This is a genomic window from Variovorax sp. J22R115, assembly GCF_030317005.1.
Lineage (GTDB): Bacteria > Pseudomonadota > Gammaproteobacteria > Burkholderiales > Burkholderiaceae_C > Variovorax.
This window is the reverse complement of the sequence record NZ_JASZYM010000016.1, coordinates 147,295-172,275: the sequence shown is the minus strand read 5'-3', so window position 1 is coordinate 172,275 and position 24,981 is coordinate 147,295. Positions and strand designations below refer to the sequence as shown.

At 66.4% G+C, this 24,981-nt stretch carries 29 protein-coding genes; 12 read left to right on the top strand and 17 right to left on the bottom strand.

Going from position 1 to position 24,981, the window contains the following annotated elements; translation table 11 throughout:
* Both QTI04_RS26610 and QTI04_RS26605 read right to left on the bottom strand, forming a co-directional pair.
* On the bottom strand, positions 1-274 hold a 274-nt coding region (locus QTI04_RS26610), incomplete at its 3' end, for a fatty acid desaturase (RefSeq protein WP_336621906.1).
* A gap of 481 nt (positions 275-755) precedes the next feature.
* Positions 756-1,481 carry a sulfite exporter TauE/SafE family protein gene (locus tag QTI04_RS26605; RefSeq protein ID WP_286618157.1) on the bottom strand — a complete coding sequence of 242 codons (726 nt, stop codon included), beginning with the start codon at positions 1,479-1,481 and terminating at the stop codon, positions 756-758.
* Between the two features lie 198 nt (positions 1,482-1,679).
* Between QTI04_RS26605 and QTI04_RS26600 the strand changes: the two genes are divergently transcribed.
* A complete protein-coding gene (locus QTI04_RS26600; protein ID WP_286600571.1) occupies positions 1,680-2,084 on the top strand; it encodes a hypothetical protein in 405 nt (134 codons plus the stop codon).
* Positions 2,085-2,149: 65 nt separating this feature from the next.
* Positions 2,150-2,389, top strand: coding sequence for a hypothetical protein (locus QTI04_RS26595; protein WP_286600572.1), 240 nt, complete (start codon positions 2,150-2,152; stop codon positions 2,387-2,389).
* 29 nt (positions 2,390-2,418) lie between these two features.
* Here the strand turns inward: QTI04_RS26595 and QTI04_RS26590 are convergent, their stop codons facing one another.
* The 5 genes from QTI04_RS26590 to QTI04_RS26570 form a co-directional block, all read right to left on the bottom strand.
* The gene (locus QTI04_RS26590) at positions 2,419-3,591 is read right to left on the bottom strand and encodes a HupE/UreJ family protein (protein WP_286618156.1); all 1,173 of its coding nucleotides are present in this window, start codon (positions 3,589-3,591) and stop codon (positions 2,419-2,421) included.
* Between the two features lie 34 nt (positions 3,592-3,625).
* The gene (locus tag QTI04_RS26585; protein ID WP_286600574.1) at positions 3,626-4,831 is read right to left on the bottom strand and encodes a hypothetical protein; all 1,206 of its coding nucleotides are present in this window, start codon (positions 4,829-4,831) and stop codon (positions 3,626-3,628) included.
* Positions 4,831-5,094, bottom strand: a complete 264-nt coding sequence (locus tag QTI04_RS26580; RefSeq protein WP_286600575.1) for a hypothetical protein — start codon at positions 5,092-5,094, stop codon at positions 4,831-4,833. The genes QTI04_RS26585 and QTI04_RS26580 overlap by 1 nt, the downstream gene beginning before the upstream one ends.
* A gap of 10 nt (positions 5,095-5,104) precedes the next feature.
* Positions 5,105-6,589, bottom strand: coding sequence for a DUF4331 domain-containing protein (locus tag QTI04_RS26575; RefSeq protein ID WP_286618155.1), 1,485 nt, complete (start codon positions 6,587-6,589; stop codon positions 5,105-5,107).
* Between the two features lie 75 nt (positions 6,590-6,664).
* Entirely contained in the window at positions 6,665-6,922 is a 258-nt protein-coding gene (locus QTI04_RS26570) for a hypothetical protein (RefSeq protein ID WP_286600578.1), read from the bottom strand.
* Here QTI04_RS26570 and QTI04_RS26565 point away from each other — a divergent pair.
* The gene (locus QTI04_RS26565) at positions 6,921-9,266 is read left to right on the top strand and encodes a DUF6351 family protein (RefSeq protein WP_286618153.1); all 2,346 of its coding nucleotides are present in this window, start codon (positions 6,921-6,923) and stop codon (positions 9,264-9,266) included. The genes QTI04_RS26570 and QTI04_RS26565 overlap by 2 nt on opposite strands.
* Before the next feature lie 6 nt (positions 9,267-9,272).
* Here QTI04_RS26565 and QTI04_RS26560 read toward each other — a convergent pair whose 3' ends face one another.
* Genes QTI04_RS26560 through QTI04_RS26545 form a run of 4 tightly spaced genes read right to left on the bottom strand, consistent with a single transcriptional unit; the run spans position 9,273 to position 12,756 of the window.
* Positions 9,273-10,244, bottom strand: coding sequence for a tripartite tricarboxylate transporter substrate binding protein (locus QTI04_RS26560; protein WP_286600583.1), 972 nt, complete (start codon positions 10,242-10,244; stop codon positions 9,273-9,275).
* Positions 10,245-10,292: 48 nt separating this feature from the next.
* Positions 10,293-11,057: an SDR family oxidoreductase gene (locus tag QTI04_RS26555; protein ID WP_286618151.1), complete on the bottom strand. Its 765-nt coding sequence runs from the start codon at positions 11,055-11,057 to the stop codon at positions 10,293-10,295.
* Positions 11,054-11,782, bottom strand: coding sequence for a fumarylacetoacetate hydrolase family protein (locus tag QTI04_RS26550; RefSeq protein WP_286618150.1), 729 nt, complete (start codon positions 11,780-11,782; stop codon positions 11,054-11,056). The genes QTI04_RS26555 and QTI04_RS26550 overlap by 4 nt, the downstream gene beginning before the upstream one ends.
* A gap of 20 nt (positions 11,783-11,802) precedes the next feature.
* Positions 11,803-12,756, bottom strand: a complete 954-nt coding sequence (locus QTI04_RS26545) for a 2-hydroxyacid dehydrogenase (protein WP_286618161.1) — start codon at positions 12,754-12,756, stop codon at positions 11,803-11,805.
* Positions 12,757-12,838: 82 nt separating this feature from the next.
* Between QTI04_RS26545 and QTI04_RS26540 the strand changes: the two genes are divergently transcribed.
* Positions 12,839-14,002, top strand: coding sequence for a citrate synthase family protein (locus QTI04_RS26540; protein WP_286618149.1), 1,164 nt, complete (start codon positions 12,839-12,841; stop codon positions 14,000-14,002).
* 133 nt (positions 14,003-14,135) lie between these two features.
* Here QTI04_RS26540 and QTI04_RS26535 read toward each other — a convergent pair whose 3' ends face one another.
* From QTI04_RS26535 to QTI04_RS26525, 3 genes are read right to left on the bottom strand one after another with little or no spacing between them, the layout of a single operon-like run.
* Positions 14,136-14,789 carry a sugar transferase gene (locus QTI04_RS26535; protein ID WP_286600590.1) on the bottom strand — a complete coding sequence of 218 codons (654 nt, stop codon included), beginning with the start codon at positions 14,787-14,789 and terminating at the stop codon, positions 14,136-14,138.
* The gene (locus QTI04_RS26530; RefSeq protein ID WP_286618148.1) at positions 14,789-15,295 is read right to left on the bottom strand and encodes a hypothetical protein; all 507 of its coding nucleotides are present in this window, start codon (positions 15,293-15,295) and stop codon (positions 14,789-14,791) included. Before QTI04_RS26530 ends, QTI04_RS26535 begins: the two co-directional genes overlap by 1 nt.
* A complete protein-coding gene (locus tag QTI04_RS26525; protein ID WP_286618147.1) occupies positions 15,288-15,941 on the bottom strand; it encodes a hypothetical protein in 654 nt (217 codons plus the stop codon). The genes QTI04_RS26530 and QTI04_RS26525 overlap by 8 nt, the downstream gene beginning before the upstream one ends.
* A gap of 785 nt (positions 15,942-16,726) precedes the next feature.
* Here QTI04_RS26525 and QTI04_RS26520 point away from each other — a divergent pair.
* Positions 16,727-17,191 carry a hypothetical protein gene (locus QTI04_RS26520; RefSeq protein WP_286600597.1) on the top strand — a complete coding sequence of 155 codons (465 nt, stop codon included), beginning with the start codon at positions 16,727-16,729 and terminating at the stop codon, positions 17,189-17,191.
* Here QTI04_RS26520 and QTI04_RS26515 read toward each other — a convergent pair.
* Entirely contained in the window at positions 17,166-17,510 is a 345-nt protein-coding gene (locus QTI04_RS26515; protein ID WP_286618146.1) for a hypothetical protein, read from the bottom strand. The genes QTI04_RS26520 and QTI04_RS26515 overlap by 26 nt on opposite strands.
* Positions 17,511-18,056: 546 nt before the next feature.
* On the opposite strand from QTI04_RS26515, the gene QTI04_RS26510 reads away from it, so the two are divergent.
* Genes QTI04_RS26510 through QTI04_RS26500 form a run of 3 tightly spaced genes read left to right on the top strand, consistent with a single transcriptional unit; the run spans position 18,057 to position 20,556 of the window.
* The gene (locus tag QTI04_RS26510; protein WP_286618144.1) at positions 18,057-18,983 is read left to right on the top strand and encodes a DUF6502 family protein; all 927 of its coding nucleotides are present in this window, start codon (positions 18,057-18,059) and stop codon (positions 18,981-18,983) included.
* Positions 18,980-20,329, top strand: coding sequence for a DUF5666 domain-containing protein (locus QTI04_RS26505; protein ID WP_286618142.1), 1,350 nt, complete (start codon positions 18,980-18,982; stop codon positions 20,327-20,329). The genes QTI04_RS26510 and QTI04_RS26505 overlap by 4 nt, the downstream gene beginning before the upstream one ends.
* 5 nt (positions 20,330-20,334) lie before the next feature.
* A complete protein-coding gene (locus tag QTI04_RS26500; protein ID WP_286618141.1) occupies positions 20,335-20,556 on the top strand; it encodes a hypothetical protein in 222 nt (73 codons plus the stop codon).
* Between the two features lie 29 nt (positions 20,557-20,585).
* Here the strand turns inward: QTI04_RS26500 and QTI04_RS26495 are convergent, their stop codons facing one another.
* Together QTI04_RS26495 and QTI04_RS26490 are read right to left on the bottom strand one after the other, a co-directional pair.
* The gene (locus QTI04_RS26495) at positions 20,586-21,050 is read right to left on the bottom strand and encodes a GAF domain-containing protein (protein ID WP_286600603.1); all 465 of its coding nucleotides are present in this window, start codon (positions 21,048-21,050) and stop codon (positions 20,586-20,588) included.
* 34 nt (positions 21,051-21,084) lie between these two features.
* On the bottom strand, positions 21,085-21,276 hold the full coding sequence (locus QTI04_RS26490; protein ID WP_286600604.1) for a hypothetical protein: 192 nt from the start codon (positions 21,274-21,276) through the stop codon (positions 21,085-21,087).
* 149 nt (positions 21,277-21,425) lie between these two features.
* Between QTI04_RS26490 and QTI04_RS26485 the strand changes: the two genes are divergently transcribed.
* The 4 genes from QTI04_RS26485 (at position 21,426) to QTI04_RS26470 (ending at position 24,977) form a co-directional block, all read left to right on the top strand.
* Positions 21,426-22,823, top strand: coding sequence for an AMP-binding protein (locus tag QTI04_RS26485; RefSeq protein ID WP_286618139.1), 1,398 nt, complete (start codon positions 21,426-21,428; stop codon positions 22,821-22,823).
* 31 nt (positions 22,824-22,854) lie between these two features.
* The gene (locus QTI04_RS26480) at positions 22,855-23,064 is read left to right on the top strand and encodes a hypothetical protein (RefSeq protein ID WP_286600607.1); all 210 of its coding nucleotides are present in this window, start codon (positions 22,855-22,857) and stop codon (positions 23,062-23,064) included.
* 6 nt (positions 23,065-23,070) lie between these two features.
* On the top strand, positions 23,071-23,199 hold the full coding sequence (locus tag QTI04_RS26475; protein WP_286618138.1) for a hypothetical protein: 129 nt from the start codon (positions 23,071-23,073) through the stop codon (positions 23,197-23,199).
* A gap of 623 nt (positions 23,200-23,822) precedes the next feature.
* The gene (locus QTI04_RS26470; protein ID WP_286618137.1) at positions 23,823-24,977 is read left to right on the top strand and encodes a hypothetical protein; all 1,155 of its coding nucleotides are present in this window, start codon (positions 23,823-23,825) and stop codon (positions 24,975-24,977) included.
* Positions 24,978-24,981: the final 4 nt, after the last annotated feature.

Here is a 24,981-nt window from a genome sequence, read left to right as displayed (position 1 = left end):
TGATGCCGTGGAACTGCGGGCTGTGGGGGTCTTCCGAGGTTTCGCATTCGGCGTGATGCTTTCGGTGAATCGCCGCCCATTCCCGGGTCACCATGCCGGTGGTGAGCCACAGCCAGAATCGGAAGAAGTGGCTGATGGCGGGGTGAAGCTCCAGAGCTCGATGCGCCTGATGTCGATGCAGGAAGATGGTGACCGCTGCGATGGTGACGTGGGTCAAGCCCAGCGTGACGAGCACGAGTCCCCACCACGGCAGATCGAGCAGGCTGAGTTTCATCACAAATCCATTTCAGGACTGCGGCGACCACCGTCAATCTCGGAAGTTGTCTCAATGTCCCTGGCCGCAATGCTAGTCAAACAAGGGAAGCTGTCTGTGCGCTACCGAACGGTGAGCCGGATTTTCGATTTCCATCCGATAAGGCTGAGACTCGGAACTTCCCCGCACACCCATGGTCTTGCTATGCGCGAGGCGCTCGCGGCCTCCAGTTGATTGCGCGGTGCAAGGCGAAAGTCGCACGGCGGCCCGGGCGGGCGGCGACCGCGGCGCAGCTTGGAGGTCTACCAAGCCGCCGCATGCCTTCACGGTCTCGTCGATTCATGGCGGGCGACGCGCATCGATGACTCCGCAACCAACTCCAAGGAGGTACGAGTCTTGGTGGCAGTGGTCTATGCGGAATGCGAGCGCCGCCTGGAAGTTGCCAAGGCCACCATCGCATCGATTTGCGGCGCAGCGGCTGAGCCAAGAACAATGCCGGCCTTCACTGAACTGCTCTCCACAGCAGCGCAAATCCGGAGACCAGCATCAGCGCATCCAGCATGCGATGAAACGTGCTGACTTCCAAGCGTTTGAGTACGGCCTTGCCTCCGTACGTACCCACCATGAGCGAAGCCCCGACGATGCCCCCTTGAAGCAGGATCTCCACCGGCGCTGCTCCCAGTTGCCTGAACGTCGCAACCTTGCTGACGTACAAGACCAGCGCACTGGCAGCCTCGGTCGCAACGAAAGCCCCGGAGGCCAGACCATACGCGGTGAACACAGGCACGCTGAGCGGTCCAGTCGATAGAACCAGGCCGGTAAGGAATCCGATCAAGGCGCCTGCAAGTGCCAAGTGCCACAGGGTCGGACGCCACGCCAGTCGCGCCTGCAAGCGCCTGAGCGGAATCATCGCCAGGAAGAAGATTCCGAGCATGGCCTCCACCACCGAAGACGGAAGCGCCAGCATCGTGCTCGCACCAAGAGCGGCAGCCGGCGCCCCGGGTATGGCGTAGGCTGCCACGGCCTTCCAGTCGATCTCGCTCCACCAGGCCGCAACGCGAGCCATGTTTCCCAACACCGCCGCGACCGCCATGATGGGCACTGCATGCTTGGGCCCGAACTGGTACACGAGGATCGGAAGGAGCAGCAGCGATGAGCCCGTCCCGATGATGCCGCTGACGCACCCGGCAACCAGTCCGACGACCAGAACGAAGAAGTAGGAAAGCAAACCGGAGAAGAAAAGAGGAGGAGGGCACCTGAGCAGAAGCAACGCCACTCGCTGCAACCGCCGTTCCTGCCCGATTGTGGTCGGTGCCTCCGTCAGTGTGCACGCGCTCCGACGGCGTCGTTGTGAGCCGGCGACGCCCTGGAGCCGTCGCGGTCGAATATGAGACGATGCCGATCGGTGCATTGACGGGATCGCGTGATGCCGAATCCATGGAAGCGTCGTTTCATCCTGTTCGTCCAGCGCTTCTGGCAGCCCACCAGCGCCTGCATGACCTGCATGCCCGGAAGTCTCGGCAATCTCCTGAGCATTCCCCATTGGACGCTCGCGTTGCAGACAGGCCTGTTCACCGGCCTGCTCGCGGTACTGTTGACCTTCACGCCGGCCACCAGGCTCTTCGCGAACCGCTATGGCAACGCGCTGCTCGTCGGTATCCTGACGATGATCGGCGACACCTTCTCCCATCCGGGGCACTACGGCTTCCCTCGTCTGGAGGCCCTGGTGACGGGCATCGTCTCCGGCCTCTTCACGCTGGCGGGCTCGTATCTGTTCGAAGACCGCGCCCGCAGGCTGCGGGCACTGTGGGCGCGGGTTCGTGGGCGCTGAGGCGTCAGCATTCAGTCATCGATCTGCGTCACAGTGGAAACTGCTCAACCTTGGGAAGGAAGCAAATGCCTCACAGGAAAAAAGCCCCAACCGAGCGCATCGAGGTCACCGATCAGGTGGGCAAGCGGCACGTGGTCGTGCGGTACACCGAATCCCTCGAAGCGAGCCCCGGCGAGGTCGCGGGCGTTCCACGCGAAGTCGCCACCGAATACCGCCTTGCGACGGGAAAAAGCGTCGTCAAGACCAGCGACGACACGTTCCAGACGGATGACGGGCTGCTTCAGCTCAAAGCGTTGCAGCGGTGACGACGCCGACGCATGGCGTTCGTCAGGGTCTAGGAAAACGGCAGCACCTTGAGGTCGAAGACCCGCTCCATGAACCAGATCCCCGCGATCAGGACCGCCGCGGTCGACCCGCCGTGCAGCAGCACCGGCTCGTAGCGACGCCAGTGGCGCATCGCCAGCAAGGCGCCGAGCGCCACGAACACGACGACGAGCTGACCCGCCTCCACGCCGAGATTGAATTGCAGCAGCGCCAGGACGAAGCCCCGCGTCGGAAGCTCCATCTCGGCCAGCGCGCCGGCGAACCCGAAGCCATGGATGAGACCGAACAGGAAGCTGAACAGCTTGCGCCGGCCTCGCAGCACGGGGTAGATGTTGTCGACCGCGGCGAGCAGGATCGTGATCGCGATGGCCGGCTCGATCACTCGCGGCGAGATGTTCACGATGTTCAGCGCGGCCAGTGCCAGCGTGATCGAGTGCGCGACGGTGAACATCGTCACGATGCCGAGCATCGGCAAGACCGCCTCGCGCCAGGTCACCACAGGCTCCCAGCCGCCGCCGGCGCGGCGGCGCAGCACTGCGGGCAGCAGCAGGCAGATCAGGAAGAGCACGTGGTCATATCCGATCAGGATGTGATGCACGCCATCGCGAAACAGGCTCGCGTCGGGCGACGCAGCATCCGCCGGATTCGCACCCTGCCCGCCGTCGCGCGAAGCCGAAGGCCAGCCTAGGGTGACCGGGCCGCCGGATGGGTCCAGCGAACGCACCAGCGGATCGTTGCCGGCCTGCGTCGTGATGCGCAGCAGGCCGCGGTGCGTGGGGTCGACCTCGCGGAACAACTGGTAGTCGATCGACAGCGCCGTCGCGGCATCGCACCGGGCCTGGAGTTGGAAGACGAGGTAGGCACCGTCGATGCGATCGTCCACCGCCGGCGGCGCAGCCTGAGTGAAGGCGCAGCGCCCCTGCTGCAGCCGGAGGCGCGCTAGCGCATAGGCGCGGATCTCGTCCATGCGGCCATGGATTTCGCCCCAGCTCAGTTGGCGGTCGCCGTTGCGGTCGAGATCGAGCACTGCATCGAGGTCGCGCAACGCGATGTCCCAGCGCAGGTCCATCGCATCGCCGGCGGCCTGCATCTGCAGGTAGGCGTCGCTGGCCTTGTGCGCATGCGCCATGCGCGGTCCGGCCGCCAACAGTGTGAACAGCAAGACCATCACGCATGCGCTCATCCAGCGCATCCACCGCGCGTGTCCGGTCGTCATGTCAAAGAACGGCGTCGATACGCGCATCGCGCAACCCCGTGCGTTGCATCAACGCCCTGAGCTCGCTGCGCGCTTCTTCGTCGTTGGCCGCGGCGGCGGCGCGTGCGAGCAGCAACAGGTCGATCGGCTCGCGCTGCAGGCGGACGTTGGCGCGGGCGAGGTCGAGCGCTCGCTTGGCGTCACCCTCGACGTCGAGTGCGAACAAGGCACCTTCGCGTGCATGCGCTTCGGCATATCCCGGCCGCAGCGCGGCCGCGTCGAAGCGGGCGCGCAACTCCTCGGAATCCTGGCGAGCGATGCCCATGCCGGCTGCCCGACGTGCGGCGATCGCCAACCGCAGCAGCACCGCATCGCTGCGAGGCTCCTTGATGAGCAGCGCAGGTACTTCGGCAGGTCGCTTCTCGCGCAGCAGGAAGTCGCTGTACGCGATGAGGAGATAGCCCGAGCGCTCGGCCTGCAGCGCCTGTCTGTAGAAGGCTTCGGCCGCGGTTGGGCGACCCGCGAGTTCCTCGATTTCAGCGAGGCTCGTAAGCAGCCATTGGCGCGTGCCCGCCTGCTGCGCGCCCTGCACCATCGGATCGGCCAGCAAGCCGCGCAGGGTGTCGCGTGCTGACGGATGGTCACCACGCAAGCCGGCGTTCTCGGCCAGGCAGGCCAGGCCATAGAGCGCGGAGCCGGCTTGGCCCAGCGCCCGGCACGCGGCGTCCGACTCGGCATAGCGACCCCGCACGCGCAGGATCGTGGCCAGCGTGATCCAGGCCTGCGCGTTGCGGGGCTGCTGGGCCAGCGCCGACTTCAACGTGGTTTCGGCCGCATCGAAGTCATGCAGGAACTGCGCGACCGTGGCCCGCATCACCAGCACGGCAGGCGGCGTCTGCGCCGCCGCTGTCGCGTCCCACGCCTGCAGCGCGCCCATGGCGTAGCCGGCGTAGCGCGCATCGCCCTGCGTTCGCGCCAGTTCCAGGTAGGACTGGGCGGCAGCGATCGCGGTGGCTTCGTCAGTCGGGCGTTGTGCCAACGCCTGCCGCAGCCGTCGTTCCCCGAGCGACCAGCTCGCGATGGCGGGCAGGGTCTCGACGATCGTGTCGTCGCTGGCCGGCACGCGCGGTGTGGCGCCGAGCGGCACACCGGCCGCCAAAAGCAGCGCTGCCGCTGCCAGCAGGCCGCATCGCACGAGGCCGGCCGTTGGGCCATGGAGTGTGCGCATCACTGCGTGGCGATGGGTTCCCGGGTGTCCGTGGTCGTCGGCGGATCGAAAGCCGTCACATCGGCGGGTTCCGCCGTGTCCAGCGCGGTCGCGACGAGCGACTTCACATAGGCCAGAAACGCATCGAGAGTGTCGGGGTCCGCAGGCGGCGTCATGCCGCCGATGGGCGGAAAGTAGCCGCCGCCCCCACCACCACCGCCGCAGGCGGCGACGACGAACGCCGCCACCAGCGGAAGGCCGATTCGAATGATCATGCGCTTCATGTCGTGCTCCTTATTGCGAGCCCGGGAGGGGCGTGTTCAGGTAGGGAAACACGTCCGGGAACTGCGCGGGGCTCTGCAGCGCGCCGTCGGTCAAGGCCGCACCGCCCGCGGGCGCATCGCCCGGCTTGCACCCGACCTTCAACGTATCGAGCGCACCGGTGGCCACGCACAGCGCCCCCATCGCGACGCGCAGCTCGGCGTCCACCACATCGTCGCCGGGCCGGCGGCCGTTGGGGAAGCCCGCGGTGTCACCGGCCAGCACTCCCAGATTGCTCTGCCTGGCCTTGGGCGTCGGCATCACCGAGGTGTTGAGCCGCAGCATTTCCGACGGCTTGACATTGGCAGGCTTGTTGACGCCTTCGACGCCGGTGAGGAAGGCAGCCACCAGGTCGGTCCGCGGGAAGTTGGTGGGCGCGGTGGCGCTCGGGAACAAGGTCTGGATCAGGGCAGGCAGGGTCGGATTGGTGACGTAGTCGGCGAACTGGCCATCGTCCTTCGGCTTGGAGCTGTTGAACTTGTCCTTGTCCTTCAGCCCGACCACGACCTCGTTGACCAGCGGCATGCCCAGGCGCGAGACCTGCGCCCACGGGCCGCCGTTCAGCGTTGTCGTGCCATGGCCGCTCTTCGGCGGGCTGGCAATGAGCCGGCCCTGACGCACGCTGGCGGTGGTCCACCCGCCGATGATGGGGCTGGCCGCGGTGGTGACGCAGGAGATCGGAACCTCCAGCGCCATCGTGGTCACGTTTCGGTTGGCGAGCGCGTCAGGATTGGCGCTGGTGGAGCCGAGCGGATTGAGGTTGATCAGATCGAACACCTGGCCCAGCGCAACGGTGAACGAGTCCTTGCGCTGCCCGACGAACACACGGCCGGGCGTGGCGCAGCCGGGGATGTTGACCGCATAGAGGTGCTGGTTCGCATAGCTGGCATAGCCGGTCGGGCCGCCGAACGTCTTGTCGCCGATGTTGTCCGTCGGCTTGTCGAACACCATGCCGCCGCCGGCCATCGAGACCGGATCGACCCGGCCCGTGCGGCGGTCGCCACGCACGATGTCGAGCGTGTAGGTCTCGCGCAGGTTGCTGGTCGGCTGGTTCGGCGCCGAGATGGCGCCGGCCTGCACCAGTGGAATGGACACCTTCTTGTCGGCGATGGGCAGTTGGATGTCGCGCAGCGTGTGGGTGAACTTGAAGCGGAACGTGATGTTCTCCACCGCGTCGCCGTCGGTGTCGAGGTGGATCTCGTAGAGCGCGTTCGGATCCATCGCGAAGTAGTTCGGCCCTCCGTACGGGCTCTGGTCGGGCTGGTAGTTGGCGATCAGGGTCACGAAGCCCTCGCGGCCGGCCTCGTAGCTGCGGAACATGTAGAAGTCGGTGGCATCGACCTTCGGCATGCCGGTGATCGAGGGCGCCTCGCGGTGACTGGACGCCAATGCGCTGGAGGCGGCAATTGCACAGGTGGCAAGCACGCCAAACTGGATGGATGGGTTCGAGAGTCTCATGGGCATCACCTCAACTGGTTGTCTGGCTGGAAATTGACGTGGGCGACCGGGTGCTTGAATGAGTACCCGAGACTTCTACGCACCGGCGGCGCCGTTGGATGTGTAAATGAGTGCAATGCCTGCCCCGGCCTTGGCGACCGCGATGGGCCTTGAAATTTCGAAGGCACGGCACACACTGGGAGTGCAGGGATGCACATCCGGCGTGGAGAAGCTTATGAACAGCACGCGGGTTGAATCGAGCCGTCGACGCTTTGCGTGGTCGTTGCTCGTTGCGTTGTCTGTCGCATCCTGCGGCGGTGGAAGCGGCGATTCGTCCGGGTTGGCGTCGTCCATGAAACCCTCATCAACCCCGGTGCCTGCCGATACGACCGCGCAAGCGCTGGACGCGAAGTCCGGGGACGTTCGCGACGACAAGCTGCTGCCGGTGACCATCCGGATCGTGTCGAGTGCACCGCAGTGGGTATCGGGAGGCGATGCGCGCATCGAGGTGTGGGCGCCGCCCGGCTTGCACCACAACCTGGAGATCTGGATCAACGGCCGGAAGACTTCGCAGGCGCTGGTCTCGCGCGGGTTGCGGCTGGAGGGCGTCGTCAGCGGCTTCATTGACGGGGACAACAGGCTCGAGGTCCGTCTCGCGCACGGTCTCATCGTCGCGGATTCGATCCGGCTCACCAACCACCCGATCAAGGGCCCGATGTTTTCCGGCCCCCACCAGCACCCCTTCGTCTGCACGACGAACCAATTCGGACTGCAGCCGAAGATCGACTCGGACACCCCGGCCGGCTACACCGTGCTCGGTGCAGGGGGCACCATTGCCGGCTACAGCCGCGACTGCTCGATCGACAGCTTCGTGACCTATCTGTACCGGGCGAGCGGCGACACCTGGAAATTGCTGCCGCCTGGCGACACGGGACCGGCCGACATGACCCAGATCACGCTGGCCGACGGGACCACGGTGGACTTCATCGTTCGCCGCGAAGTCGGCACCATCAATCGCTTCCTCTACAGCTTCGCGATGTTGGTGCCACGGGGGGACGATCCGGCCCACCCGAACACGAGCCTGTGGAACGGCCGCCTCGGCTACTACTTCGGGGGCGGCGTCGGGGTCGGCCATTCGCAAGGATCCGTGCAGAGCGGTTCGCTCGAGCCTGAAATCCTGAAGCGGGGCTACGCCATCGCGCACTCGAGCGGCAACGTCACGAACACCCACTACAACCTGCAGCTGGCCGGCGAGACCGCGATGATGACCAAGGAGCGCTTCATCGAGCGCTACGGCGTGCCCGCGTACACCGTGGGCCTTGGCGCCTCGGGCGGTGCCGTCGCGCAGTACATCCTGGCGCAGAACCATCCCGGTATCCTGGACGCCGCGCTGCCTGTGCAGTCCTACCCCGACATGGTGTCGCAGGTGACCAGCGTGGGCGATTGCGAGTTGCTCGAGCATTACATGGACGTGACCGACCGGAACAACGTGCGGTGGCAGAACGTCAAGAACCGCACGCTGCTGGTGGGCATGAACGGCGAGCCCCTGGTGACCGACCCGATGTCAGCGATCAAGCCGTTGCTGGGCCTCGGCGGTCCGAGCATGACCACCGGTTCGACCGAGTGCGTGAACGGCTGGCGGCGCGCCTTCCCGCTGGTGATGAACCCGTGGTTCGGCCGCGCAGCCAACTCGGACAACTACGTACCGCAGAGCGACATCGTCGGCCCAATCCCCCCCGCCATCCAGTGGACGCACTTCGATGACGCGCGCAACATCTATCGGCTCGACGCCGATGGCTTCGCGCGCCACACGTGGGACAACATCGGTGTCCAGTACGGCTTGATGTCGATGAAGGAAGGCAGCATCACGCCGGCGGAGTTCCTCGACCTCAACTTCAAGGTGGGCGGTTGGAAGCAACCGAGGGACATGGTGCAGGAGGGCTATCCGCTGAATCCATTGGTCACGCTGCCCATGGTTGTCGCGGACCCCGCGCTGTTCGACCCCTGGAGTCGGCGCAACATGACGCTCGCCCCGGCCGAGGACCTGCCGGCGCCGCGCACCCAGGGCAACCTGGAAGCCATGCGGGCGGCCTACACCTCCGGGCTCGTGTTCAGCGGCCACATGCCGCTGCCCACCATCGACAGCCGCCAGTACCTCGAGCGAGAGGTCAACATGCACAACGCGCACCAGTCCTTTGCGATACGCCAGCGCGTGCTGAAGCGGATGGGAACCAGTGATCACCTGGTGATCTGGTTCACCGACACGATGCCCGGAGTGGTGCCGAAGGCCGATAAGAACCTTGTCGTGGTCGACGTCATGGCGCAGTGGATGGCGAACATCCGTGCTCATCCGTTCCTGGGCATTGCCAGGAACCGGCCGGCCGATGCGGTGGACAGTTGCTTCGACGTCGAAGGCAAGCTGATCGCTTCGGGGTCCACCGTCTGGGACGGCATTCTCGACAACAAGCCGAAGGGCGCCTGCACACTCGCGTTCCCGCTGTTCAGCACCTCGCGCATCGTCGCAGGCGCGCCGTTGGAAGGCGGGGTCTACAAGTGCGCACTGAAGAGCGTGGACACGGCGTTGCAGGACGGCACCTATGCGCCGTGGGCGCCCGACCCCGCGTCCGTCGCAAAGCTCAAGCAGATCTTCCCGCAGGGCGTCTGCGACTACAGCAGGCCGGACCAGGGACGACCGTAGCCAGACTCACTCCGCCGCGATCCCCGCCTCCTTGACGACCTTGCCCCACTTGGCGAGGTCGGACTTGATCAGCGCGGCGTACTCCTGCGGCGTGCCGCCCTGGATCTCGATGCCGGCGGCCTCCAGCTTGGCCCGCACGTCGGGCATCTTCAGCGCCGCGTTGATCTCGGCATTGAGCTTGGCGACGATCGCCTTGGGCGTGCCGGCTGGCGCCAGGAAGCCGCCATTCGTGCTCGCGTCGTAGCCCTTGAGGCCCTGTTCCTCCGCGGTCGGCACGTCCGGCAGGGACATCGACCGCTTGCGGCTCGACACCGCAATGGCGCGCGCGTTGCCGGCCTTCACCTGCGACTGGATGGCGCTGATCGTGTCGATGTACAGCGCGGTACGCCCGGCCAGCAGATCGGGGTGGGCGGCGGCGGAGCCCTTGTAGGGCACCAGCAGCATCTGCGTGCCGCTCGCCATGCGGAACATCTCGGCCGCCATTTCCTGCGCGCTGCCGCGACCGGAGGTGGCGACCTTGGCCTGGTCCGGGTTGGCCTTCATCCAGGCCACGAACTCGGGCAGGGTCTTGGCGGGAATCTGCGGGTAGATGGCGAACACCAGCGGAACCTCGTGGGTGTAGACGATGGGCTCGAAGCTTTTCTCCGGGTCCCAGCCCAGGTTCTTGAACAGGAACTTGTTGATGTTGTGGCTGCCGCCCACGATGCCGATCGTGTAGCCGTCCGGCGCCGACTTGGCGAGCACGTCCGTGCCGAGGTTGTTGGAGGCGCCGGGCTTGTTGTCGACGACTACCGGCTGCCCCATCGACAAGGCCAGCTTGTCGCCCACGACGCGGGCGATGGTGTCGATGGCGCCGCCTGGCGGGGCGGGCACGATGATCTTGATGGCGCGGGTCGGGTAAGCGGCCTGGGCCGATGCCAGGGTCGGCACGATGGCGAGCGATGCCGAGACGGCAAGGAACAGGGATTTGAATTTCATGGAAGTCTCCTCTGGCGGGTGGATCGGTCGGTGGGTTCTCTGGCCGCGCTAGCCGCGCCCGACGAAGGGCATGGCGCTGGCCATGACGGTCATGTTCAGCACGTTGGCGCTGAGCGGCATCGCGGCGATGTGGCGCACCGCATCGGCGACGTGGCTCGCGTCCATCATGGGTTCGGGCGCGATGGTGCCGTTGGCCTGCAGCACGCCGCGTGTCATGCGCTCGGACAACTCGGTCAGCGCATTGCCGATGTCGATCTGGCTGACCACGACGTTGAATGCACGGCCGTCCAGGGCCAGCGCCTTGGTCAGGCCCGTCACCGCGTGCTTGCTGGCGGTGTAGGGCGCGGTGAAGGGACGCGGCGTGTGTGCCGAGATCGATCCGTTGTTGATGATGCGTCCGCCTTGCGGCAATTGGCGGCGCATCAGGCCGAAGGCCGCGCGCGCGCACAGGAACACGCCGGTCACGTTGGTGTTCAGCACGCTGAACCATTTCTCCAGCGGCAGCTCGTCGATCGGGATCGCGGGGGCGTTCACCCCGGCGTTGTTGAACAGCAGGTCCAGCCGGCCGAAGCTGCGATCGATGGTGTCGAACAGGGCCTGCACGCTGTCGGGCTGGGTCACGTCGGTGGGCACGGCCATGGCGGTCTGGCCCCGCGCCTCGGCTTCGGTCGCCAGGGCCTGCAAGGGCTCGGCACGGCGGCCGGCCAGCACGACGGCCCAGCCGTCGTTCAGCAAGCCGAGGGCCACTGCGCGGCCGATGCCGCTGCCAGCGCCGGTGACCAGGGCGATCTTCCTGGGGGTGCTTGTGTTCAAAGAGAGTCTCCTGTTGGGGGTGATGTCGAAAGGGCGCGCTCCACGGTCATGGAGAACTGGCCGATGCCCGCCACGCCGCCGCTGACGACATCGCAGGGTTGCAACGGGCCCACCCCTGCGGGTGTGCCGGTGAAGATCAGGTCGCCGGGCGCGAGCGTCACCGACCTCGACAGCATCGCCACCAGTTCGGGCACCGGCCACATGAGGTCGGACACGTCGGCGCGCTGGCGCTCGATGCCGTTGACGGCCAGCCACACGGCCCCTTGTCTCGGATGGCCGCAAACCTCGGCTGGCACGATGGGCGTGCAGGGTGCCGAGTGGTCGAAGGCCTTGGCGGCCTCCCACGGGCCACCCGCATGCTTCGCTTGCGTCTGCAGGTCGCGCCGCGTGAGGTCCAGTCCTGCGGCATAGCCCCAGATGTGATGCTGTTCCACGTGCGCCGGGTCGATGTCCCGGCCGCCGCGACCGATGGCCACGACCAGTTCGATCTCGTGGCAGAAGTCGCTGGTGGACGGGGGATAGGGCAGAACGCCGCACGCCGGCACGACCGCGTTGGCGGGCTTCATGAACCAGGCGGGCATTTCAACAAGCGGCGTTGTCTGCTCGTCCCGGCTCCATCGGTAGTTGCGGCCGATGCAGTACACGCGCCCGACGGGAAAAACCGCCGTGCTGCCGGCCACCGGCACGGTGGTCGGCGCAGGCGCAGGAAATACGAACTCCGTCATGGATGCCGAGCGCTGCCGCCTCAAGTGGTCAGGCTCATCGCCGGGCGTTCGCCTGCCAGAGCTTGGGCGACGCTGTCGAGCACCATCTCGGCCATGGCGGTGCGGGTCTCCCATGTGGCGCTGGCGCGGTGGGCCTGGAGGGTCACGCTGTCGGACTGGCGCAGCATCGGGGGAACGCGGGGTTCGTCGACGAACACGTCCAGGCCCGCACCGGCAATGCGGCCGCCAGCGAGCGCGTCCGTCAGGTCAGGCTCATTGACCAGACGACCACGAGCGACGTTGACCAGGAAGCCGCGCGGGCCGAGCGCGTCGAGCACCGCCGCGTTGACGATGCCTTCGGCCTTGTCCGCCGCCGCGCACAGCACGAGCGCGTCAGAGTCCCGCGCGAGGTCCACCAGGTCTGGCACGAACCGGTGCGCAATGTCGTCCATGGGGCGCAGATCGGTGTAGCTGATCGGGCAGCCAAAGGCCGCCGCCCGCACCGCGACGGCGCGACCCACCCGCCCCATTCCGACGATGCCGACGCGCATGCCGCTGAACCGGCGGGCGAGCGGAATGGCGCCGGGCTGGGGGCGGAGTTCCCACTGGCCGTCTCGCACGAAACGGTCGCCGGCACAGAGGTTCCGGCAAGCGGCGATCAGCAATCCGATGGCCAGGTCGGCCACGTCTTCGGTCAGCGCGCCCAGGGTCGCGGTGACGGGCAGGCCGCGGTCGCGACAGTAGGCCAGATCCACCGCGTCGGTGCCAACGCCGTTGACGGCCACGACCTTGAGGCCGGGCAACTGCTCCAGCATCGCCCGCGAAATGCCGGTGTGCCCGCCGGTGATCACGGCGTCGATGGATTCGCCATGTTCACGCAGCCAGGCCTCCGGGTCGGTGACCTCGAAGTGCTTGTGGACCGTGTAGAGCGATGCGAGCTTGTCGTTAATCGCCGGGATCAGGATGGGATTGAGTTGCAGGACATTTGGCTTCATGCGACGCATGGTAGTAAATGATTGACATACAAAGCAAGATTGACGCTTAAAATCAATATAAACAAACTTCCTGCGTCAGACCATGGCTTCCTGGATATCGATGGAAGAGGCGTGCCGCCTCCTCGGGGTGCAGCCCCAGACGATTTACGCCTACGTGAGCCGCGGCAAGCTCGAAGTCATGCCCGATTCGGCCCATGCGCGACGCAGCCTGTACCGTGCCGAGGACGTTGCCGGCCTGGCCAAACGCAAGCAGGCCGGCCGCAAGCACGAGACCCTGGCCGCCAACACGCTGTTCGGCTCGGAGCCCAGCATCCCGACGGCGCTCTGTGCGTTCTTTCGGGGGCGCCCGTATTACCGGGGGCAGGACGCCGTCACTCTGGCTCGATCGGCCGCAGTGGAGGATGTGGCCCGACTGCTGTGGGGCGCCGAGCAATCCGTCGACTTTTCGTGCTCCACGCCGATGCGTTCGGGCAAGCCGGGGCGAGACGCTGCTTTCACGGCCTTGGCCGGGCTGGCGGCCGCCGGCCTTTCCACCCGTGGGCGCCTGACCCGGGTGCTGCACAACGAGAGCCAGGGTCTGGTGGGAGAACTCGGCAATGCATTCGGCGCTCGACCGGGGCACGAGCCGCTGCATCTGCGCTTTGCGAAAGGGTGGAAACAATCGCCCCGCGTGGCTGATCTGCTGCGAACGGCCATGGTGCTGCTGGTCGACCACGAACTGACGAGTTCAGCCTTCGTCGCACGCATCGCGGCCTCGACCGGTGCCTCGTTGCCGGCATCCCTTCTGGCTGGCTTGACCACGCTCTCGGGCCCCTTGCACGGCGATGCTTCAGGCCGCGTCCAGGCGCTGTTCAGCGAAGTGGAGCGACTGGGCGAGGACGCGGTGGTGGCCCACTACCTGTCGACGGGGCTGCCCTTGGCAGGGTTCGGGCACCACCTCTATCCAGATGGCGATCCGCGCGCGGCCGCGTTGCTGGAACTCTTCGAACCCCCGGAGGTGATCGCGCGCTTCATCCAGAAGGTGACGACGCTGACCGGCTTGCAGCCCAACATCGACGTGGCCCTGGCCGCGCTGGTTGCGCACCATCGACTTCCCGCCGATGCGGCCTTTGGCCTGTTCGCCACGGCGCGCAGCGTCGGGCTCCTGGCCCACAGCCTGGAGCAACTGGGCGTGACGCAAGTGATCCGCCCACGCGGGCGCTATGTGGGCCCGATGCCCAGCCTGCCGCAGGCCGCCCGGGCCTAGCCGTCTAGCTGGTTGGGCCGATAGAGAGGACCGTCCTGATGATGCCTCCCTATTCGTCCACCTGCTGCCTGAGAAGAATGTTTGGCCAGGATGCAGTGAGAGACGCTATCGACCGCCGTGCTGGATGAGTCGATCAGGAAGACCCATCGCCGCTCAGAACGACCCAGAAGGTGCGCGCGAGAATCCTTGCGTCAAGTCGCAGGGACCACTCCGTCGCATATCGGGCGTCAAGGGCGACGCGCGCAGCGTAGGGGAGGCGATTGCGGCCGCTCACCTGCCACAGGCCGGTGATGCCGGGTCGCATGTGGCAGTAGTGGGTCCATCTGCGACCGTACAGACTGCGCTGGCGAACCATGCAAGGACGAGGACCGACCAGGCTCATGTCGCCCTTCAACACATTGTAGAACTGTGGCAGTTCGTCGAGGCTGAGCCTTCTGATCACCCTCCCGACGCGCGTGATGCGGGGATCGTTCTCCAGCTTCTGGAACTGTTCCCATCGGGTTCGAGCGGCCGGGTCGTGCTTCAAATGGCGCTCGAGGACTTCGTCCGCCCCCTTCATCATCGAACGGAACTTGTAGCAGCGAAAGGTGCGGCCGCCGTGACCCAGGCGCGTCTGCCCGTAGTGGACCGGACCACCCGTTCCGACGAGCACGGCCGTGGCAACAATCAGGTAAAGCGGTCCGAGGAAAACGAAGAAGGCCAACGCTCCCACAATGTCAACCGAGCGTTTGATCGCTCTCTGACAGCCTGTGAGGCAGTACGGTTGCGGGGGCGTTTCCGGTTGCATCACACGTGCAGGTCGATCCGAACATTGTTGAAGTCGACTCCGTCCAATGACGTGACGCTGAAGTTGTGCTTCCAGGACATCTCTTCACATGCGAAGCTCAAGGTGACACGTTCGCTGCCGGTGACCTGCACCATGGACAGCATGAGTGAAGCGCAGAACTCGGCTTTCGATCTCGGGGGCTTCTCGAACATTTCCATGATGCCGCCGTCGTTGATGCGCTCGCCGAAGCGCCAGTCGGAGTTGTAGGCATCCAGCGCGTCTGCTGCGACAAGGCCTCGCCCCCTGTCGTTCAGAGCCGATATGTTTTTCATGACTTTTTCGGCGAGGGAGAGCGACGCCTCGATGGGCTGGCCGTCCGGGTTGATCGATACGACGATGACACCGTGCTCGGATTCGATTCTTCCCTGTAGAACTCCGGAAGCGCCACTGAGGTGACCCATTGCCGGATGGTCGATTCCTGGCAAAGGGAAGTTCGCCTTTCTCTTCTTCCCGAATAGTTCAAACATGGTGCTCGCGCTCATCAACGGCCGGGGCCACCGCCGCCACCGGGACCACCACCACCGGGACCACCACCACCGGGACCACCGCCGCCACCGGGGCCACCGCCGCCACCGGGGCCACCGCCGCCACCGGGGCCACCGCCGCCACCGGGGCCACCGCCGCCACCGGGGCCACCGCCGCCACCGGGACCACCGCCGCCACCGGGACCACCACCGCCACCGGGGCCACCACCGCCACCGGGGCCACCACCGCCACCGGGGCCACCACCGCCACCGGGACCACCACCGCCACCGGGACCACCACCGCCACCGCCTGCACCACCGCCTGCACCACCGCCTGCACCACCGCCTGCACCGCCGCCTGCGCCGCCACCTGCGCCACCGCCGGCACCGCCACCTGCGCCGCCACCTGCGCCACCGCCTGCACCGCCACCTGCGCCGCCACCTGCACCTGCGCCGCCGCCTGCACCACCACCTGCGCCACCGCCTGCACCGCCACCTGCGCCACCGCCTGCACCGCCACCTGCGCCGCCACCTGCACCGCCACCTGCGCCGCCACCTGCACCGCCACCTGCGCCACCACCTGCGCCACCACCTGCGCCACCGGCGGCTCCGGCGCCGCTACTGCCCGCGGCCCCACCGCCGGATCCATTGCCCGCGCCAGCGCCGGGGCCGCTGCCGCCTGGATCCGCGCCGATGGCGCTGGCGAAATTGCCAATCGGCCCCGTACCTTTGGATGCCGATGTCACGTTCGTCGCTTGACTCGACGATGCGCTAGAGACCGCTGCGGCAGAAGAATTCGCCGCTTGAGCCCCCAGCACGGGGACGCTCACACAGATGGCTTCGCCAAAGGGGTTGTACCGATCGCAAGGTGTCGTGCCACCTGCCGTTCGAGCCGTTCGAGCCGTGCGGTTTTGAATCGGTGAAATCAGAGGCTTCGCCGATGAGGGGCTGTCGATGCGAGGCTGTTCGATTCGGACCGGGCGCTCGATAGCAGCGACGACGGGCTCGGCTGCAATTTGGCGGCCTCCTGTGACCGTGCGCAGCGCGGTAGTGGTCCTCGCCACGCTCCTTTCGCGCTGCAGCGCGCCGGCGCGAGCCGGCTGTGGTGCCTGCCGCACTTGCCTTGTCGGAACCTGAGAATCCTGGGCGTCCGAGCTTCGTGGCTCCGCAGCTTGCAATGCATCGGCAGGCTGTCGTGCTTCGGAGGCTTGTTCTCCTGACGCCGCGACCGGCGCCTGCGCGGGCGCTGTCGCGACGGCCTGCGTTTCCGGCGGAGCCTCCTGCTGCGAGGGTGCGGATTCGGCGTGCGGTTGGGCCATCGGAGCGACCGCAACCGACGCAACCGGCTCGGCCGCCGGACCCGAATCCATCGCCGGCTCCGGAAGCGACACAGCCGGCGACTCGGACTGTTGCCAATGGATCTGCGCCGCGCCGGTGGATGGCGCCAGGCTGCGCTCGACGGTACGGTTCCAGTACCAGAAGACGAACGAAGCGATCGACAGGACAACGACCATCAGCAACAGCACGACCGGGACGTCGAGGCCGCCGGGCAGAACCAACTGCCTGGCGAGCTGGCGCTTTTCGGTGGTGCGCGGTACGACGAAGAGATCGCTCGTCGCCGCCGCCGGCAACCGTGCGGGTGCGGGCATCGGCATCGATATGGGTATCGATATCGACACAGGCTGCGCAAGCCTGGGAACCCTCGCGACTCTTGTCGGCCGTCCCTCAGGCAAGGACCCCGCGGAGACATTCGCTGCCGTACGAATTCCGGAGAACTTGCCCGCGCATCCCCGGCAGTACCTCGCGCGGTCTCTGTTTGCCGTGTGGCAGGACTCGCAGAACTTCGTCATGGCGATGTCGGCCAGGCCGCAAGTCACGGAATCGGTATGGATGCGGTGATGACCACCAGCACGTTGATCACCACCGAGAAGGCCGCGAAGTCCATGACCGACGCCCGCTCCGGCATCCCGAGGGCATGCCACGGAAACACCTTCTGCCGCAGAGTGCTCGTGCCTTCCTTGGCCGCATAGTGCGCCGGCAGCTTGTGCGAGCAACACTTGCAGTGATGCGCAGAGCCCATGTTGATGGTGTTGCATGCATCGCAGATCTCGACCGAAGGACTCCCCATTTGCATCCTTGCCAAGTCGACCAGACTGCCAAACGCAACGGGTGTCGGCGTGCGCGCGGTTTCGGAAAGGGAAATGGCGGCAGTGCTCATGATGACTCTCCTTGACGTGGGTCTGCTGTGCGATCCGTTGAAGGCGACACGCCCCGGCAAGGCGGTTGCACCTTGGCTCGGCCGAAGCAGCGCTTCAATCGCCGTTCGGTCACTGCGAGTCTTGCAAAGAGCTGAAGGTCGAATTCCGACGGGCCCGGACCGCTGCCTTCGACGTCACGCCGGAACGCGCAAACGATGCGTGCCTGGACGGCCTCTCTCGCATTCGCTGCAGCAACCCATGCCTTGCGCGCGCTCATCGCGTGGGGAGCCAATGACTCTCGCGGCGTCCCAAAGCGGTATCGCAAATCGAGAACCGGCTGTCTCGTTCCCCGGCGCGACGGATCTCTGTTGCGAATGAAAGGTCGTGGCATCGCGCTCTCCCGAGACAGTTAGGTGCATGTGAAATCTGTATGTGAAAAATTCACATCCATAGTGCTCTTGTCTTATAGTGACCGCCAGCGATTTGTAAGACAGGAGCGCTTGTCTTTGTCCAGTTGGTAACCGGCCGTAATGTCGTGTCGCTATCGACCAAGGGCAATCAATTCCATGGCCACCAAACACACGGGTTCGAAAAGCGCCAGGCATGGTCGGGAACCGCGCGTGCCGCGGCTGCCAATCGCTCAGGCGAGGGAAGGCCAGCTCGCGTGGGTGCTCGGCGCTTGCGAGCGGGTGCTGCGGCCGCTGGTGAGACTCGCACTGGCTTTTGGCATCAAGCACGCGCAACTGGAAGAAGTGCTCCGCGACGTCCTGCTCGATGAGGCCCGCCGCGCATGGCTCGAGCAAGGTACCGAGCCCAACATCAGCCAGTTGTCGGTGACGACCGGATTGAACCGCAAGGCCGTGACCAGCAGGGTCCGCGAACAAACGGTTTCGTTGCCGCAAACCGAGATGTCGGCCGAGGCGAGAACCCTGACGTTGTGGCTGCAGATGTTTGCCGACAACCCGGCCCACCGCTCGCTGCCGATCGTGTCCGATGAAGAGTCGACGCCTTCCTTCGAGGCTGTCGCGCGGCGTGCGAGCCGGGGCAACGTGCACCACCGCGCCATTCTGGATGAGCTGGTGCGCCTGAACATGGCGATCGAACGCGATGGCATGACGGAACTGGCCGTGGCGGGCTTCGTGCCGGCGAGCGATCTGAAGGGAATGCTCTCGTTCCTGGGTGACAACGCGCGGGATCATCTGCTGGCGGGCGTCTCGAACACCGTCGGGGCCAAGCCGCCGCTGCTCGAGCGGTCGGTGTTCGCGGCCGGCATCTCGCTCGAGGAGTGCGAGCGCATTCACCGGCTCGCACGCGAACGTTGGGGTGAGCTCCACCATGAAATGACACGCGAAATGAGGCGCGCCTACGAGGCGGCGGACAAGGGGGATTCGGGGCGCATCCGGGTCGGCATCTACACGTACTACGAAGATGCCAAGGCCGAGGTGAACGCCGCGCAGCCCGTCACTCGAAATTCCTCGGAGAGTAAAAAATGACGAACATCCTGCTGCGCAATGGCTTCCTGTCGCTGATGGTGGCCCTCCTGCTGTCGTGCGGAGGCGGCGGAGGGGGTGGTGGCGGCGCGGCGTTCGTGGGCGCATCGGCGCTGGGGGCTGGCGGACCGGCTCTTGGCTTTGCGGGTGATGTCGCCCCGGGCGGTGACACGAGCCCGAGCGGGGCCGGCAACGGCATTGGCGGAATTGCATCGGACGACGGAAGCTCCACCACCGCATCGAGCGGCGATGACGGCTCCGGCGTGGGGTCCGGCGGCACCGGCGTGAGCACGGCCGATGCCAGCGGCGTCGGCTCGGTCGATGGCGCGGGCAGCATCATCGTCAACGGCCTGCGCTACGACACGAAGACCGCCGTCGGAAATGTCGAGGACGCTCCCACGGGGCTCCAGTTGGGCATGAGCGTGAAGGTCGTCGGCCCGATCAACGCGGACTTCACCCAGGGCATCGCACGCCGGGTCGAATCCGCTGCCGACATTCGCGGCCCGCTGACATCGGTGGATCTGGCGCAAGGCAACTTCGTCATCCTTGGGACGACGGTGACGACCGACGAAGCCACCGTCTGGGCGGACGCGGCGGGCCTCGCCGCGATTCCGGCGGGACACACCTTGCAGGTCTGGGGCCTGCCGGCCGCGCCCGGGGTCCTGCGCGCAACACGCGTTGAGCAACGAAACCCGTCGGCACCGATTCTCACCGGCACGGTGCAGAACCTGGACGCGGTGCAACGCACCTTCACGCTCGGCGGCCTCGTGGTCGACTACGCCCGCGCGGTTCCGAGCGGGAGCCTCGACGGCCGACCGCTTGCAAACGGAACCATCGTGCGCGTTCGCGCGGACGCCGCCTCACCTGGCGGTCTCGTCGCGACGCTCGTGCAGTGGTGGTATCCGTTGCCCACCGCCGATGCCACGACAGCCCAGTTCGCGGGCATCGTCACGGGCTTCGCGGGACTGGGCTCGCTGCGCGTGCTCGGCTACCCGGTCGATGCGAGCGCCGCGCAGATCACTGGCGGTCCGACGAGCGCGATCGGCAATGGCGTGAAGGTCGAGGTGGGGGGTGTCGTGTCCGGCGGCGTGCTCCGGGCCAGCAAGCTCAAGATCCGTCATGTGCCGGGGACCGGTGGAGCCGCTTCGTTCGACCTGATCGGCAATGTCGGCGCATTCACATCGCCTTCGGACTTCCGCGTGAAGGGGCAACCGGTGAACGCTGGTGGGCGCGGCGTCGTATTCGCCAACGGCACGGCGGCGAACCTGGGCAACGGCGTGCGCGTGAACATCCACGGCACGCAGGTCGTCAACGGTGTGTTGATGGCAGCGACCGTCACTTTCGAGTGACGCCCATGTCTCTCCAACCCCTTCGCGAACTGGCCGTGACAGTCCGGGAACATGGTCCGGTCTCGTACTACTGGGTATTGATCGAACGCTCCTCTGCCGGCGATTGGGAGGAAGTTTCGGTTTCCAACGACTACCAGACAAGCTGGGTCGACGCTTTCGACTCCGGCGTCGTTCAGCTGTACAAGCAGGTACCCAACGAGCTGATCGGCCCTCGCGACTGCAGTTAGCGCCTGCGAAGTCCCGCTCCCCTGAGCGATTACCGATGGGGGTCTACGGCAAAGTCGGCAACCATCGGCGCCACCGCCTCGAGGAACTCGAAATCGGGATCCGACAGCGGAACCGGCGTGAAGTCGAAGTGGCACAGGACGCCCCACGAATGACCGCCTGGCGCCACGAGCGCGGTGCCGTGGTACGAAAACAGAATCCCGTCGTAAGCGTGTCCCGCCAGTCGCGGGTCGCGGGTAGAGTCGTCCGTACGGAAAGGCGACCCGGGCCGGACAAATTGCGCGAGGCTCTTGTTCAGCGGCAGCGCTGACAGGAAGGGCGGCAGCCTCTTTCCCAGAGCGTCGTGGAGACACACGTTCTTCAGGATGAGACCGGCGTACCGGTAGACCGCGGTGTAGCGGTGGGGCACGCGGTCATTCAGGAACGCAAGTCCCTCCGCAAGACCCCGCGTCTCGAGGATCCGCGAGAAGGCGTCCAGGACCGGAGCCGAGCTCATGCCGGATGAAGTCCCGCTCGCACGGGAGCCGCGCCTATCCACACTTGGGTGCGCAGACAAGGTGGTTCTTGCCGAGGAAGCGCTTCGAGGTCATGTTCGTGCGAAGTACGAACTTCCCGCACTTGAAGCATGACATCATGGATTCGGCGCGCGGCGTGGTGATGATGGAGCCTGACGCCTTCTTGACGTAGCGCAGACCATCCTGAGTGAGTTGAGTGTCGGCCATAACGGTCTTCATTTTACCCGGGAACAATTCAATACAAGCGGGCAGGGTGACTCGCGTGCCAAGTCCCTACCGTCCTCACGTCGTGCGCGAATCATCTTGGCGTTGCCGGCGAGTGCGTCCACCATGGCGGCCGGTCTCGCCGTCGCCCCATGCTGCCCCCCTTCGATCCCTGGCTCACGAGCCTCGTCTCCGCCGACGTGGCTGTGGCCTCTCATGCGCGCGAAGAAGCGCTTGCCGGCCGTCGGTCGCAACGCCTGGCCAGCCTGCTGAACTCGGCAGTTCGCGGATCGACGCTCTATCGCAAGCTGTTGGCAGGCCGCGATCCCGCGTGTCTTCGCCTGGAAGAGCTGCCGATCGCCCACAAGGCCGACTTGATGTGCCAGTTCGAGGACTGGGTCACCGACCCTGCGCTTTGGCTCGATGCACTGCGCCGCTTTGCATCCGACCCTTCTTGCATCGCCGACCCTTTCCTGGGCCGCTACGTGGTGTGGGAGAGTTCGGGCAGCGGCGGTGAGCCTGGATTGTTCGTGCAGGATGGCAGGGCGATGGCGGTGTATGACGCGCTCGAGTTCTGGCGTGGGCCCACGCTTCAGCGCATGGCCAATCCGTGGTCCCTCGGCGAGCGCGTCGCCTTCGTCGGCGCGACCGGCGGCCACTTTGCCAGCATGGTGTCGATCGAGCGGCTGCGGCGCCTGAATCCCGCGCTGACGGGCGGCCTGTGCAGCATTTCGTTCCTGCAGCCCGCCTGCGACTGGGTGGCAGAGCTCGACGCGCTGGCGCCGACCATCGTGGCGACCTATCCCAGCGTGGCTGTGCTGCTGGCGCAGGAGCGGCTGGCCGGACGGCTCAAGACCTTGCCGCGAGAGGTGTGGACTGGCGGTGAAAACCTCACGGCGGCGACGCGCGAACATCTGCAGCAAGCTTTGCACTGCCGCGTGACCAACAGCTACGGTGCCTCGGAATTCCTCGCGCTCGCCGGCGAATGCCGTTTCGGCAGCCTGCACTTGAACAGCGACTGGGCGATCCTCGAATCGGTCGACGATCGGGGTCGCGAAGTGCCGGCCGGCGAGGCCGGTGCGACCACCTTGTTGACCAATCTCGCCAACCATGTGCAGCCGCTGATCCGCTACGACCTCGGCGACCGCGTCACGCGGCGCGCTGCACCTTGCGCGTGCGGCTCCCATCACCCGGTGATTGACGTTCAGGGCCGCGATGACGACATGCTCGCGCTGGGTCGATCGGATGCGCGGGTGGTTCGAATCCCGCCGCTCGCAGTAAGCACGGTGCTCGAAGACGATGCCGGTCTGTTTGATTTCCAGCTCGAGCAGCAAGGCCCTTGCAATCTGCTGCTGCGCACAGGGTTGCAGGGCAAGGCGGCCGACTCGAGCCTCCAGAGGGCGCGGACGGTGCTCTCGGCATTTCTCGTGAGGCAGGGCGCGGACGGCATCCACATCCGCTGCCTCAGCGGCGAGACGGGGCGTTGCGGCCGCAGCGGCAAGGTGCAGCGGGTCGTGGTCCGGCTTGAAACACCTGCGGGCGTCCGCTAGGCTTGGTTCCCACATCCGCATAAGGAAAGACATGAGCATTGCAAGTCCGTTTCCCACCGCCTTTGGAGGCCTTCAGCCGCTGCTGGATTGGCAGGCCGCATGGGTCGAGGGCCTGCTGCAGGCGCAGAGCCTCCAGTTCCAGATGCTGGGCGCCTGGCAGCACCCGTTCGCCGCGGTTCATCAGGAGCTGTGGGACCAATGGGTCGCCCATTTCGGGGGCGGCGTGCCGCTGGATGCCTAGCTTCGAATGCCCAACCCTCCCGCCATCCTCGCCGCGGCGGCCCTGGTCCTGTCTCCGCTGTCTGCTCTGGCGGTCGGGCCCGCGCTGCCGGGTGACATCGTCGACGCCTCCGGCGCCATCGTGCCTGCAGCCTAGGTCGCGGTCGCGGGCCAGATGGGCCGCGAGGCCGGCATCGCCTACCGCTTCGGCCCACCCGCCGGCACAGCCGCCAGGGGCGAGCCGACCTGGTACCACCGGCCCGACGTGGTCGCGCGTGGCGGCGATTCGCGCTGGCAGGTCGGCGGGCCGCGCAATCCAGGGGACCAGACCAACGACCAGGCGGCGGCCGGCAGCTACTCGACCAACCAGGCCAATGTGCTGTTCGTGCCGGACGATTCCGCTGCGCGCATCGGAGTGGCCGACATCCAGATCTCGGGCTACGAATACAACACCTTCGCCCAGCGGCCGCAACTGAGCTGGACGCGCACTGGCGTGCCCGGCGGGGGCGTCGACTCCGTCAACGCGATCGACTACAAGGCGCAGGGATTGATTGCCGGCGGGCCCGTGGCGATCGGGCGCTGCGGCGGGCGCGCGGGCTTCTGCGCCAGCAGCCTCGTCGCCTTTCAGAACGGGTTGATTGCCACTGCGGGGACCAACACGGCAACGAACCGTGCCACCGTGAAGCTCGGCGCGAACAAGGTGCCGACCGCGCTTGCGATGAGCGGCACAGCGAGTTCGCCTTCGTCACGGTGTGGGATACGAAGACGCATCGGGGCCAGGTGGCCGTCATCGCGCTGGCCGGCCTGTGCGACGGCTGCAACCCCAACGACCGCCAGAAGCCTCACGCCTGGTACGACTGGTGGCATGAGTGGATGGGCGTGTACCCGGGCCTGCCCAACATGGGCAACATCGCCTTCATGAAGGTGCTCGGCTACGTCGATCTGCCAGGTTTGGCAGCGCCGACCGACATTGCGGTGACGACCGGCCTCGACCCGTTTCGCACCATGCTCGGCAACGGCAACTTCATGGGGCTCGAGACGCCGCTGGCGGACCCGTTCAACCGCGCGAGCTTTCGTGGCCGTGGCGACAACGACGGAAGGGTCGCAAAGGGCGGCATCGCGGTCGTCGTCTCCAAGTCGGAGCGCAAGGCGGCCTTCATCGATCTGCGGCCTCTGTTCGCATCGATGCGCCGCACTTACTTCGAGGGGACGCAGGGCGAGTTCGATTCGACGGTGGGCCGCTTCGGCATGCGTGACGACCAGTGGCCCTATGCCTTCGCCTACTGGCCGCACCACGCGCCCGATCTCGTGAAGACCGTCTCGCTCGGCGCACGGCCGACCGCCGTGCGCACCACGCTGTTCGGAGAGGTGCAGCGCGCCTGGATCGCTACCGAAGACGGAACGTTGCGAATCTTCGGGCTCGGCGGGTATGCGGGTGCACCCGAAAGCGCCGTGGCGGCGTCGCCGAACGGCATCGTGCAACTCGGCACGGTGGCCATCGGCCGCAATCCGACCTCGCTCGCGACCTCGAAGAGCGCGCCCGACGACGACAGCGTCGACCCGCTCAATCGCCACGTGCTGGTGGCATCGCGCGGCGAGCGCAAGATCCAGTGGGTGCGCTTCGCGGCCGATGGAAACAGCGGCCGTGTCGTTCGCACGCTCCAGAATTCGCGCTTCACGGACCCGATCGCCGTCGAGGATGCCGACAACTTCGCGACCGCGGGCCATGTGCTGAGCATCGCGGACTACGGGGCGAAGGCGGTCTTGAACTATCGCTACGGCAAGGTGGTGTTCGCCGACCGGGGCCCCGCCTGGGCCTGCCAGCCGCCGCGTGGTTGTGGCATGGGAGCCGCGGGCGATGCACCTTTCGAGTTTGGCGGCAGCATGGCGATGCCGGGCCGACCCTTTGCGATCAGCACGGCCAACGTGCCCTAGCGAA